This is a genomic window from Desulfobacter sp. (assembly GCA_028768545.1).
GTDB lineage: Bacteria > Desulfobacterota > Desulfobacteria > Desulfobacterales > Desulfobacteraceae > Desulfobacter.
This window is the reverse complement of sequence record CP054838.1, coordinates 466,784-478,971: the sequence shown is the minus strand read 5'-3', so window position 1 is coordinate 478,971 and position 12,188 is coordinate 466,784. Positions and strand designations below refer to the sequence as shown.

Genomic DNA, 12,188 nt, shown 5'->3' with positions numbered 1-12,188 from the left:
ATTGGCCGGCCCCACGTTGGTCAACCCGGATATTTCGGGCTACTCCCCGCCGTCGATCTGTCCTCCGCCCATGACCTTGTAAAGGTGGATCAAATTACTTAAAAAGGCCTGCCTGATCGCAATGGCCCCCTGCTGGGCTGCAAACAGGGAACGCTGGGAGTCCAGGACGGCCAAAAAGTCGTCCACCCCGTTTTCATACCGGGCTTTGGACAGAATAAAGGCCTCATGGGTGGCCGAGACCAAGGCATTCTGGGCGTCAAGCTGATCCTTGTATGTTTTCCGGGCCGCAAGCTGGTCTGCCACTTCCCTGAAAGCGGTCTGGACAGCATCTTCATACTCTGCAGCAGCAATCTTTTCACTGACCCGGGCAGATTCCAGGCTGGCATTCAGCCCCTCCCGGTTGAAAATGGGAATGGACAAAGAGGGGGCAAATCCCCAGGCAAGGCTGTCGGAGACATCAAACAAAGCGTCGAGGCTCTGGCTGGAAAATCCCAATGTGCCGGTCAAACTGATGGTCGGGTAAAGGGCGGCCCGTGCCGCTCCGATGTCTGCATTTGAGGCCTTGAGCCTGTGTTCGGCCGCCCGGATATCGGGACGTGCCAGCAGGACCTGGGAGGGCATTCCCGGGGGCAGGTTTTCCAAAAACCTGATATCATCAATGGTCTCTTCGGGCGTTATCTTATCTTTCACCTGCGGCCCGGCCAACAGAATAAGGGCATTTTCCGCCTGGGCTACCAGCCGTGTGTACTGGGCAATGGACACCCGGGCACTTTCAACGGAAGTTGCGGCCTGGGCCAGGGACAGCCGGGTGGCCGAGCCCACCTCAAACTGTTTTTTAATCACATCATAGGTCTCTTTCTGGGCCTTGAATGTATCCCTGGCAAGCACCAGCAGTTTTTGATCGGCCAGCAGGGTGACATAGGCATCGGAGGTCTGGGCGATGAGGGCAATCCGGGTGCTTAAAGCCGCCTCTTCAGAGGCCAGAAAGACCTCCAATGCCTTTTCATTCAGGCTTTTTACCCGGCCGAAAAAGTCCAGTTCATAGGCGGTCAGCCCAAGGTTGGCGCTCAGAGTGGTATCAGAGGTATAGGCCGTTCCGGCGGCACTGCTGTCTTCGGGCACGCCCTGGCGGGAGGCACCGGCGCTCCCCGCAATCACGGGCAGGGTATCGGCTTTTTCTATCCTGTATGCAGCCCTTGCCCGTTCAATATTGAGCAGGGCAATTTTAAGATCACGGTTGTGGTCCAGGGCCAGGGCAATGATCTGCCGCAGGTTGGTGGACAGAAAATAGGCCTGCCAGCCAATCTTCGCTGCAGGCATGAGAGCCTCTTTTTCTTTGGATCCGGCTGGGGCGGTCTTATCTGCCAGATCCCTTGACACCGGATCCTTTTGGATTGCGCCGTTCTGGGCCGGGGCTTTGACCCCATCGTCACGGACCTGATCTTGACTGGGCTGGCCTTCACGGATCTGGTCTTCACTGGGCCAGGCCGTTTCAACGGGCAGATCCGGCCGCTGGTACTCGGGAATAAAAGAACAGCCCTGGGTGAGCACCAGACTGGCGGCAATGGCAGCCGTAACAACCGTATTGAATAATTTACTGAACATTGACCAATTCTCCTTGGGCACTGGGGCTTTGTTTTTTCTTTTTGCTTCTTTTTTCAATGAGGACAAAGAACAGGGGTACAAAAATAAGGGCCAGGGATGTGGCAGCCACCATCCCCCCGATGACACTGATGCCGATGGCATTCTGGCTGGCTGAGCCGGCACCCGTGGACAGGGCCAGGGGCGTGACCCCCAGAATAAAGGCAAAAGAGGTCATGAGAATGGGCCGAAGCCGCTGTTCCGAGGCAATTACGGCGGCGGTCACAAGGTCCTCTCCCTTTTCGTAAAGGTCTTTGGCAAATTCCACAATAAGGATGGCATTTTTGGCAGCCAGCCCCACGGTGGTCAGCAGGCCGATCTGAAAATAAACGTCATTGTTCAATCCTGCCCATTGGGTGGCAATCACAGATCCGATGACCCCCAGGGGCACGATGAGCATGACTGAAAACGGGATGGACCAGCTTTCGTACAGGGCGGCCAGGCAGAGAAAAACAAAGAGCAGAGAGATGGAGTAGAGCAGGCCGGTCTGGGACCCTGCAGCCCGTTCCTCATAGGAAAGGCCGGTCCATTCAATGCCGATGCCCTTGGGCAGCTTGGCTGCCATATCCTCAACCAGGCCCATGGCCTCACCCGAGCTGACCCCCGGGGCAGGTGCTCCTAAAATTTCCATGGATGAGATACCGTTGTACCGTTCCAGCCGGGGGGAGCCAAAGGACCATTCTCCTTCGGAAAAAGAAGAAAAGGGCACCATTTCGCCGGTATTGTTCCGTACATACCACCGGTCAATGTCAGCGGGGACCATTCTTGAATCGGCAGATCCCTGCATATACACCTTTTTAACCCGGGTTTTGTCCATGAAGTCATTGACATAGACAGATCCCCAGGCGGCCTGGAGGACGCTTGTGATATTGTCGGTGGACAGCCCCAGGGCTTCGGCCTTTTCATAGTCAATATTCAACTTGTACTGGGGTAAATCAGAGAGCCCGTTGGGCCGGACCCCCACAAGTTCAGGATTCTGGGAGGCCATGCCCAGCATCTGGTTGCGGGCCGCCATCAGGGCTTCATGGCCCAGGCCCCCGGAGTCCACCAGCTGAAAATCAAACCCGGTTGCATTGCCAAGCTCAGTGATGGGCGGGGGAATAAATGCAAACACAGAGGCATCCTTGACAGCGTATAAGTGCTGCATGGCCCGCTGGGCAATGGCTGCGGCCTTCTGATCCGGCCGTCCCCGTTTATCCCAATCTTCTAGGTTGACAAATCCCATGCCCATGTTCTGTCCGCGGCCGGCAAAACTGAACCCGGTCACCGTAAACATGCTTTCCAGATTTTCAGATTCCTGGTTTAAAAAATAATTTTCCATTTTTTTGACGGATTCTCCGGTCCGTTCCAGGGTCGCACCGGGGGGGGCGGAAATCATGGTCATCATCATGCCCTGGTCTTCATCGGGCAGAAATCCTGTGGGAATGCCTTTGAACATATAAACCAGGCCGCCAATGATCAAAGCATAAATGAGAAGAAAACGAAAGACCCGGGCCGTGGTGTATTTCACACTGCTGCCGTAGATGGACCTGCCTGAATCAAAGCTGCGGTTAAACCAGCCGAAGAACCCTTTTTTTCCGTGGTGATGCCCCTTGGCCACAGGCTTGAGCATGGTGGCGCATAGGGCCGGGGTCAGAACCAGGGCCACCACCACGGACAGGGCCATGGCCGATACAATGGTCAAAGAAAACTGCTGATAGATGGCGCCGGTTGATCCGCTGAAAAAGGCCATGGGGATAAAGACAGCCGAAAGCACCATGGCAATGCCCACCAGGGCGCCTGTGATCTGTCCCATGGACTCTTGTGTGGCTTCTTTGGGGGGAAGGCCTGTTTCGGTCATCACCCTTTCCACATTTTCCACCACAACAATGGCATCGTCCACCAGAAGGCCGATGGCCAGGACCATGGCGAACATGGAGAGCACATTGATGGAAAACCCGAATGCCGACAGCACCCCAAAGGTGCCCAGAAGCACAACCGGAACGGCAATGGTGGGGATGAGGGTGGCCCTGAAATTCTGCAAAAACAGATACATCACAAAAAAGACCAGAAAAATGGCCTCCACCAGGGTTTTGACCACCTCGTGAATGGATAGCCTTATAAAGGGGGTGGTATCGTAGGGGAAAATCACCCCAAGCCCTGCAGGCAGAAATTGGGTCAGCTCGCCAACCCTGGCCTTGACCCGGTCTGCCGTATCCAGGGCATTGGCCCCGGTGGCCAGGGTGATGGCCATGGCCGCGGCAGGTTTGCCGTTGTACCGGGAACGGATGCTGTAATTTTCCGATCCCAGTTCAACCCGGGCAATATCCTTAAGCCGCACCTGGGATCCGTCGGAATTGACCTTGACCAGGATCTGCTGGAAATCTTTTACCGTCTTGAGTTTGGACTGAACCGATACCACGGCGTTGAGCTGCTGGCCCTGAACCGCAGGGGCACCGCCCAGCTGGCCGGAGGTGACGTCCGCGTTCCTGGCTTTGATCGATCTGATCACATCTGCGGGCATGAGAGAAAATGAGTGAAGTTTTTCAGGGGAAAGCCAGATGCGCATGGCATGCTGGGCACCGAAAACCTCAAGATCCCCCACCCCCTGAATCCGGGAAAGCGGATCGGCCATGTTGGACTTGAGATAATCGGAAATATCCAGGTCTGTCATGGTATTGTCTTTGGAGTACAGCCCCACTAAAAGCAGAAAGCTGCTGCTGGTTTTCTTCACGGTGATCCCCTGCTGCTGGACCTCCGAGGGCAGAAGGTTGGTGATGGTGGCCACCTTGTTCTGGGTCTGGACCTGGGCGATATCCGGATCTGCTTCCGGCTCAAAGGTCAGGGTAATGGTCAGCTGGCCGCTGGATTCACTGGCAGAGGAAAAATATCTTAAATGATCGATACCGGTGAGGGCCTGCTCGATCACCTGGGTGACGCTGTTCTCCAGCACCTGGGCCGAGGCCCCGGGATAGCTTGTGGAGATCTGCACGCTGGGTGGAGCAATTTTTGGGTATTGCTCCACCGGAAGGGTGAGCACGGCAAAGAGCCCGGCCAGCATGATAACGATGGCAATGACCCACGCAAAAATGGGTCGTTCTATGAAAAATTTGGACATGTTTTTATCCTGATTTATTGATTAAATGAAAACTCATCCCTCTTTTGTGCTGCTGAACACCCCTGCCAAAAGTCGATCATCCGGGCTTATGGTACGCTCCGGTATTGCATTGCCCGGCGCAGACCTTGAAGGTGCGCCCTGCATATGGACAGGATTTTGTTCAAAGAATCATAAGAGGTATCATTTAAGACTTGGCAGAGGTCATTTCAACGGTGGCCACTTTTGCCTGGGGACGGATTTTCTGGAGGCCTTCAACCACCACCCGGTCCCCGGGAGCAAGACCGGAGGTCACAAGCCATTGGTCCCCGACCACTTTGGATACTTTGATCTCACGGGGCATGACCGTATCTGTGCTGTCAACTACCCATGCTGAAACAGAGCCGTCAGCCCTGCGGACCACGGACTGCTGGGGGATGGTAATGGCGTTGCCATGCCTGGACTGCTCCACCCGGGCCCGTACAAAAAGCCCTGGCAGCAGTTCCTTTTCCGGGTTGGGGAACAATATCCTTAATTGCACCATGCCCGTGCCCTGGTCCACGGTCACATCCGAGAAAAGGATTTGCCCTTGAAGGCCAAAGGGGGTGGTCTCTTTGCCCATAAACAGGGCGGCCATGGGAGGGGCAGACCTGTCTTTTATGTGACGGCGCAGCTCAATAAGATCTTGGCTGGACTGATTCACATCCACATAAATCTGGTCCAGATTCTGGACAACGGCCAGGGCTGTCGGCTGGTTGGCAGTCACAAGTGCGCCTTTGGTGACGGCGGATCTGCCGATGCGGCCGGATATGGGGGAGATGACCTTTGTATAGTCTAAATTAATTTTTGCCGTGGCCAGATTGGCCTTGGCCACGGCAATCCCGGCCTCTGCCTGGGCCAGGGACGCCAGGGCGTCATCGTATTGCTGCCCGCTCACCCCGCCCATTTTCACCAGCCGGGTATACCGTTTCACCTTGGGCGCCACGGCCTTGACATCGGCCATGGCCTTTTTCAGCCTGGCAGCCGCAGAGGCATAGGCTGCCTGGTAAGTGGCCGGATCAATCTGATAGAGCTGCTGACCTTTTTCCACAAAACTGCCTTCGTTGAACAGCCGTTTGAAAATAATACCGGTCACCTGGGGACGGATTTCAGCCACCTGAAAGGCAGAGGTCCTTCCGGAGAGATCCTTTGTAAATACAAGGTCCTGACTTTTGACCGTATAGACCGTTACCTGGGCCAAGGGCATGGATGGTTTTTTTGCCGAATCTTGCTCCGGGGAGGATGCCTGGTTCTGGGCCAGGGCCGGGGGCCATTGCAATTGGCCTGTAAAATAAAAATAAATACCGCCCAGAAAAGCTGCGCAAATACATCCGGACAAAAAGCGTTTCATGTTCATTTTTCTTTTTCCTTGAGTATAATTCTGTCTATAAGCTTGATAATGTCCTGCTTAAGATCTTCCATATCTAAAATAGGTGCCTCCCGGTAGGGAAGGGATTCCATGGTGCCGATCACAGTGCCGAAAATCATATTGGCCATGACTGAAGGGTCTGCATCCAGAAATTGGCCGGTTTGAATTCCTTCCTGGCAGACTTTGATCAACGGGAGGATGGCCAAAGACATCCGTTCGTCAATTAATTCCGCGCCAGAGCGCTCGCTCTGGATAAACTTAAAATAAAGGGGGTACTCTCTATGAAAGTCAAAGACATTGTCCACAAAGGCGTATATTTTTTTCCGGGGACTGATGGGTGCTTCAAAAAATTTTTGGGAACTTTTTTTAATGGGCAGAATCATGGATTCATGGACAAAGGCCAGCAGCCCTTTTTTGTTCTTAAAATAATTGTAAAGGGTCCCCTTGGCCACCCCGCAACAAAGGGCAACCTCGTCCATGGTCACCTGGCGGTCGTTCTGGATCAGGTCAATCACGGTTTTAACCACTTCTTCTTTTATCAGCCTGTCCATGAGTTCTTTTCTCTTGCTGATTTTCTTCATTTGATAAATCCCAGTGTTAATAAGGGTCTCCTGCCAGTTTCGCCCAATTTTGGGGACAGGAAACAGCGCTTTTGACTATCAATCTCAAACAATGACTTTAAAGTTAAATATTGAATTTCGAGTCAATATAGAGATGAAACTCTGTTTTGTCAATTTTTTTTTGGGGGGATAAATGCAGTCTGACGGGTCGCCAAATGCACGATGCAAATCAAGGCTGTTGTTTGTCAAGACTCCCAGGAATGGTTCGTGGTAAAGGAATATCCTTAAAATACCGGGACAATGTCGCCAAAGAGGCTGTTAAATTATTCAAATTAAAGACCTCAAGACAAAGGGTGCCTTGGAAAAATTCAACAAGGGTCATGGCCTGATCCAGCATCTCTTTGGGAAGACGGTCCAGGCCGACATGGTCCTTTGGATTCTTTCCTGAAAAATCCACCCCGTGAAGGTGAACAATGGTGATGGCATCTTTAAACCGCTCAAAGGTATGGGCCAGGTCATACCCGTACTTAAAATGGTGGCCTGCATCGGCGCATACACCGAGGCCAAACTCCCGGACCAGGGGAAAAAACAGGTCCGGCGAATACCACAGCGTCTCAACCGAAACCCGCGAAGGATCCCCAAGGCCGGGGACCCAAAGTTCCAGACCCTGTCTTGCCTGCGCTTTCCAGGCCTTGACCGGCTCAGGCCCTGAAAGGTTTCGGTCCATGTCCAGATGAAGGGTAAAGGTAAACGGAGAGAGCAGGTCAAACCGCTCCACCACTTTTTTCTGGACATCAGCCCCCTTTTGCCTTTCCACACGGGAGTCGCAGGTCAAGCTGACATCCGTGGGCAGGTGAACATTATAGCTCAGATCCAGATCCTGCCCCAGTTCTGCCAGCACCCTGACATCCGATTTTGAGGGCAGGACCTCATCAGGCAGGCTTTCAAAAACCAGAAGCTCGATTTCATCAAAAAAAGCACCGATCTGCCTGACATTGGGGATGATATGACCCGGATAAATAAAAGAGGTGGTGCCCAGCTTAAAAGGCCTGGGCTTAAGATTTTTTTCCATGGACTAACCTTTGATGCCCCATAGGATTAAAGAGGCTGCAACAACAGAGACAAGGGCTGAGATCATCATGAGTTCGCAGGCCTTTTGTATCCTGTCCGGGGCGGGGTCCTTAAACTCTGAGCCGATATAGGGTTTGTCCACCATGCGGCCGTGGTAGATATTGGGCCCGCCCATTCGCATCTGCATGGCGCCTGCAAATGCAGCCTCGGGAAATCCGGCATTGGGGCTCTTATGATTTTTCCCCTGGAAAAGGGCTGTTAAAAATGCGGTTTTCCCATGAAGGGGACCGAACAGGGCGGCGGAAAAGGAAATCACCAGAACTGAAAGCCGGGCCGGAATATAATTGGCCATATCATCTATCCGGGCAGCGGCCCTGCCAAAGAGGATATAGGTCTTGTTTTTGTATCCCACCATGGAATCCAGGGTATTGATCATCTTGTAGGCCATGGCCCCGGGCACCCCGAGCACCAGGGCAAAAAACAAGGGAGATAAAAACCCGTCCACAAAATTTTCAGCCACGGTTTCGCAGGCCGCACGTGCTATGCCTTCCCGGTCAAGGGTGCGGGTTTCCCTGCCCACGATATATCCCATCATCATCCTGGCCCTGGAAATATCCCCTGCCATAAGCGGGCGGGCCACATCCATGGCGGCCCGGAAAAGGCTTTGGGCGGAAAAACAATAATAGAGCATCACCACCTGGATCCCGGTTCCGGCCAAAGGATGAATCCTGATCCCCAGATAAACCACCAGGCCGGCAATGGCAAAGGTAAAAAAGACAAGGACCAGGGCAAAGACCAGGCCGGCCCAAAAAGGAGAGCGGATCCACCGCCTGAAACGGGGTTCAAAAAAAGAGATGGCATTTCCCATCCACACAATGGGATGGGGCAGGTTTCTAGGATCCCCTGCCAAAAAATCCAGGATAAATGCCCCTGCGATCACGGGCCATGAAATCTCAAACATGGGAGCAAGGTCTCCAAGAAAGCAGGTTAATCATGGGTCAATGCCTTTTTGATGCTGGAGACCAGGGCCTGGTTAATGGATTCGGTTTTCAGGGAAAACCGGACAAAACGCTCTGAAAGTCCCTGAAAATTTCCACAGTCCCGGATGAGTATCCTGTCTTCGCCCACAAGGTCACAAAATAGTTTAGCAGTCATGGTTTCAAGTTCTGCCAAAACAAAATAGGTGGGAGAATCAAATACCCGGATGCCCGGGACATTTGCCAGGGCGGCAATAAATTTTGCCTTTTCTTCTTTAATATAGTCCCGGGTCTTCTGGTAGAACGGGTCAATCTCCTGGGGCCGGCTAAAAATCTTTTGGATCACCTCCTGGGCCAGGGCATTGACGCTCCAGGGCTGGTAATAGGCCATGACCTTGTCAACCAGGGGCTTGGCCCCGCTTAAAAATCCTGTGCGCAGCCCGGGGATTCTAAAAATCTTGGACATGGAAGAGAGCACCAGTAAATTGGCAATTTCGGTATCTTTCACAAAGGAGAGCGCATCGGCATCATCCACAAAGGGCAGATAGGATTCATCCACCACAAAACAGGTCCCTGTATGGGCCTTGATCAATGCCAGCAAATCCTGTTTTTGAATCAAAGCCCCGGTGGGATTGTTGGGATTGCAGACAAAGACCAGGTCTGCCTGGGCGGCCTGGGCTGAAACAAGATCCAGGTCCGGGTGAAAACCCGATTCCTTTTTTGCAGGAGATAGAGAATATTCAATGCCGTGCATGGCGCAGGCATCCTGGTAATCCGAATAGGTAGGCCCTAAAATCAAAACCTTTTCAGGATTCAGGGCCATGGGCAGGGTGTAAATAAAAAAAGTGGTGCCGTTGCCCGGAATCACAAGACCCGGATCAATGCCGTGGTATCGGGCAAACCCTTTTGCCATGGCATCTCCGGCAGGTTCGGGCAGGGCATGGATGCTATGAATTTTTTCCCGGATCAGTCCGTGAATCATTTCAGGCGGGCCCAAAGGGTTTAGGTTGGAGCTCATGTCAATGATCTCATCTGTGGGGCATCCCAGACGGTCTGCCAGCTGCTGTTTATTTCCCCCGTGTCCCAGAATCATTTTTTCTTTCCTGTTATCAGATCCATACCATGCCGGCAGCCAGAAATAAGAACGCTTCCATCAATTCTGTCATGGCGCCTAACATGTCTCCTGTAATGCAGTTCATATTTTTTTTATAAAACCATAAAATGGCCAGTGTGCCCAACCCAAATCCCAGGTTTAAAATCACGCCCTTATACCCGAAAAACAGGGATAAAAACAGGGGAATCAGACAATAGGCAAAATCCTTGACCGTCACAGGGGCGTCAAAAAGATCCTTGCCCGTGCCATGGCCCTTTCTCCCGTAGTTTAAAAACTTGATCCCGAATATCATGGACACCCTTGCATAGGCCGGCACTAAAACCAGAATACCCATGAGCTGAAAAGGGGAACAGCTCTCTTTCACCGACCATATCCCGGCCAGTTTCAGGGCCAGGCCCATGACCACGGCCACAAGGCCCATCATGCCGGTTCTGGAATCTTTCATAATCTCCAGGGCCCGATCCCGGCCCCTATGACTGAACATTCCGTCTGCCGTATCACCGAGCCCGTCCAGATGAAAGGCCCCGGTAACGGCTATCAAAAAGAGAAGATCCATCAATGCGGCCACAGGACTCTGCCAGAAAAAAGAGGCAATTTGATCGGCCAGCACCAAAGCCAGGCCGATGATCAGACCGACCACCGGGAAAAACCGAATCATGCCCATGGGAGAATAGGCAATCTCTTTTCCTGTGGGCAAAATGGTGATAAATGCCAGGCAGGCCTTTAGGTCATAAAAAAAAGAGGGTCTCTTGTTCATTGAGGCGTATCCCCACAATTTGATCCTGTCTTGCAGGTCTGATAAAAAATGCCCCGGTTCTGGGTCTGAAATTCAACCTCTCCTTTTTCAGCCAGATCATCCAAAATGGCCTGAACCTCTTCCATCTCCGCCCCGAGCATGGTGCAAAGATCTTCACAGGTGGAAGGCCGCCGATGAATGGTCTCAACCACAAAAGAGGCCAGATCCGACCCTGACCTTGGATTGGCGGCCGGGGTGGTCTTGGGCTTTCTTGCAATGATCTCAACCCGGTCAGGACCCAGAATTTCTTTGATTTTTTCAAGGTCCGCCCTTTTGGCAGCAACCGCATCAGGACTGGTCCCGGGCCGGTCCAAAGAGTTGAGCTGCACCAGATCCGGCCGGATCCGGGCAATGGCATCCTTGAACAGGGCAAGCTCCTCGGGGGTGTTGTTGATCCCGGCCAGGATAAATAATTCTAAAAAGACCTGACCCTTAAACATCCGGACAAAGGCCTGGATGGACTCAACTATTTTTAACGGGTCCATGGGAACACAGGGCCGGTTTATCCTGTCAAACACCTCTTTTGACACCCCGTCCAGGGACGGCACCACCAGGTCTGCCTTTAACAATTCAGCCCTGACCCCAGGATCCGTGAGCAGGGTGGCATTGGTGAGCACCGCCACCCGGATATTGGGTTTTTTCTCCTTAATATAGGCAATCACCCGGCCCAGATGGATGTTGAGGCAAGGTTCCCCTGATCCTGAAAAGGTAATATAATCCGGGTCATCATTGGCGGCCCAATAATGATCCAACTCTTTTTGCACCCGGTCAAAGGGGACCCAGTCCTTTCTTTCCATGGTAGGGGTCGTGGTCTTCCCGCACTCGCAATAGAGGCAGTTCAGGCTGCAGACCTTGTGAACCACCAGATCCACCCCCAGAGACACCCCCAGACGCCTGGAGGCCACAGGCCCGAACAAATGCCGGTATTTCATTTCATCCCCCCAGGCCCGGGTTTAATCTGCACATCAATTCCCGCCACGGTCAGGATCACCCGGTCTGCCGCAGCTGCCACCCTCTGGTTGACCAGGCCGACCATATCCCGAAACTGCCGGGCCAGTGTATTTTCAGGAACAATCCCGTATCCCACTTCATTGGAGACCAGAATCACAGGGCAAGCCGACTGGTATAATGTAGAATTAAGCTTGTCCACCCCTGCCATGATCCTGTGTTCATCCTCGCCTTTGAACAAAAGATTTGAGGTCCACAGGGTCAGGCAGTCCACCAGGAGAACCTGGGCCCTGTCTGCTGCCCCTAAAATGGCCTCGTGGATCAGAACAGGCTCTTCAATGGTCTCCCAGTCCGCTCCCCTTTCCGCCTGATGACGGGTCACCCGTTTTTCCATTTCATCGTCCTCGGGAACAGAGGTGGCCAGATAAATTTTTTTATCCCTTGCCATTGTATTGGCTATGTCCAGGGCATACCGGCTTTTGCCGCTCCGGCACCCCCCGATCACCAGGGTTATCTTTGCTGGATCTTCCATTATTAGTATTTTCCGCCTTGATATTTAAACCGCATAAACTGGGCAAGGATATAATATCCGGGCCCGGG

10 protein-coding genes are annotated in these 12,188 nt (G+C 52.9%); all 10 read right to left on the bottom strand.

Annotated features, from left to right (window positions below; all coding sequences use genetic code 11):
• Positions 1 to 39: 39 nt before the first annotated feature.
• The 10 genes from HUN05_02245 to cobU all read right to left on the bottom strand — a co-directional run bounded on the left by HUN05_02245 (position 40) and on the right by cobU (position 12,120).
• Positions 40 to 1,605: an efflux transporter outer membrane subunit gene (locus HUN05_02245; protein ID WDP84124.1), complete on the bottom strand. Its 1,566-nt coding sequence runs from the start codon at positions 1,603 to 1,605 to the stop codon at positions 40 to 42.
• Complete coding sequence (locus HUN05_02240; GenBank protein ID WDP84123.1) at positions 1,595 to 4,738, bottom strand: efflux RND transporter permease subunit; 3,144 nt, start codon at positions 4,736 to 4,738, stop codon at positions 1,595 to 1,597. Before HUN05_02240 ends, HUN05_02245 begins: the two co-directional genes overlap by 11 nt.
• 184 nt (positions 4,739 to 4,922) lie before the next feature.
• Entirely contained in the window at positions 4,923 to 6,104 is a 1,182-nt protein-coding gene (locus HUN05_02235) for an efflux RND transporter periplasmic adaptor subunit (protein WDP87888.1), read from the bottom strand.
• A 2-nt stretch (positions 6,105 to 6,106) separates the two neighbouring features.
• Positions 6,107 to 6,703, bottom strand: a complete 597-nt coding sequence (locus HUN05_02230) for a TetR/AcrR family transcriptional regulator (GenBank protein WDP84122.1) — start codon at positions 6,701 to 6,703, stop codon at positions 6,107 to 6,109.
• A gap of 208 nt (positions 6,704 to 6,911) precedes the next feature.
• A complete protein-coding gene (locus HUN05_02225) occupies positions 6,912 to 7,754 on the bottom strand; it encodes a sugar phosphate isomerase/epimerase (GenBank protein WDP84121.1) in 843 nt (280 codons plus the stop codon).
• Between the two features lie 3 nt (positions 7,755 to 7,757).
• Positions 7,758 to 8,714, bottom strand: coding sequence for a cobalamin biosynthesis protein CobD (cobD, locus tag HUN05_02220; protein ID WDP84120.1), 957 nt, complete (start codon positions 8,712 to 8,714; stop codon positions 7,758 to 7,760).
• A gap of 26 nt (positions 8,715 to 8,740) precedes the next feature.
• Positions 8,741 to 9,823 carry a pyridoxal phosphate-dependent class II aminotransferase gene (locus HUN05_02215; GenBank protein WDP84119.1) on the bottom strand — a complete coding sequence of 361 codons (1,083 nt, stop codon included), beginning with the start codon at positions 9,821 to 9,823 and terminating at the stop codon, positions 8,741 to 8,743.
• 16 nt (positions 9,824 to 9,839) lie between these two features.
• Positions 9,840 to 10,601 (bottom strand): adenosylcobinamide-GDP ribazoletransferase, encoded by a 762-nt coding sequence (locus HUN05_02210; protein WDP84118.1) that lies wholly within the window; start codon positions 10,599 to 10,601, stop codon positions 9,840 to 9,842.
• Positions 10,598 to 11,572, bottom strand: coding sequence for a radical SAM protein (locus tag HUN05_02205; protein WDP84117.1), 975 nt, complete (start codon positions 11,570 to 11,572; stop codon positions 10,598 to 10,600). The genes HUN05_02210 and HUN05_02205 overlap by 4 nt, the downstream gene beginning before the upstream one ends.
• Entirely contained in the window at positions 11,569 to 12,120 is a 552-nt protein-coding gene (cobU, locus tag HUN05_02200) for a bifunctional adenosylcobinamide kinase/adenosylcobinamide-phosphate guanylyltransferase (GenBank protein ID WDP84116.1), read from the bottom strand. Before cobU ends, HUN05_02205 begins: the two co-directional genes overlap by 4 nt.
• Positions 12,121 to 12,188: the final 68 nt, after the last annotated feature.

Excerpts from the sequence above, each read along its gene's own strand:
- HUN05_02245 (WDP84124.1), bottom strand. The coding sequence starts at position 1,605 with ATGTTCAGTAAATTATTCAATACGGTTGTTACGGCTGCCATTGCCGCC.
- HUN05_02240 (WDP84123.1), bottom strand. The coding sequence starts at position 4,738 with ATGTCCAAATTTTTCATAGAACGACCCATTTTTGCGTGGGTCATTGCC.
- HUN05_02235 (WDP87888.1), bottom strand. The coding sequence starts at position 6,104 with ATGAAACGCTTTTTGTCCGGATGTATTTGCGCAGCTTTTCTGGGCGGT.
- HUN05_02230 (WDP84122.1), bottom strand. The coding sequence starts at position 6,703 with ATGAAGAAAATCAGCAAGAGAAAAGAACTCATGGACAGGCTGATAAAA.
- HUN05_02225 (WDP84121.1), bottom strand. The coding sequence starts at position 7,754 with ATGGAAAAAAATCTTAAGCCCAGGCCTTTTAAGCTGGGCACCACCTCT.
- cobD (WDP84120.1), bottom strand. The coding sequence starts at position 8,714 with ATGTTTGAGATTTCATGGCCCGTGATCGCAGGGGCATTTATCCTGGAT.
- HUN05_02215 (WDP84119.1), bottom strand. The coding sequence starts at position 9,823 with ATGATTCTGGGACACGGGGGAAATAAACAGCAGCTGGCAGACCGTCTG.
- HUN05_02210 (WDP84118.1), bottom strand. The coding sequence starts at position 10,601 with ATGAACAAGAGACCCTCTTTTTTTTATGACCTAAAGGCCTGCCTGGCA.
- HUN05_02205 (WDP84117.1), bottom strand. The coding sequence starts at position 11,572 with ATGAAATACCGGCATTTGTTCGGGCCTGTGGCCTCCAGGCGTCTGGGG.
- cobU (WDP84116.1), bottom strand. The coding sequence starts at position 12,120 with ATGGAAGATCCAGCAAAGATAACCCTGGTGATCGGGGGGTGCCGGAGC.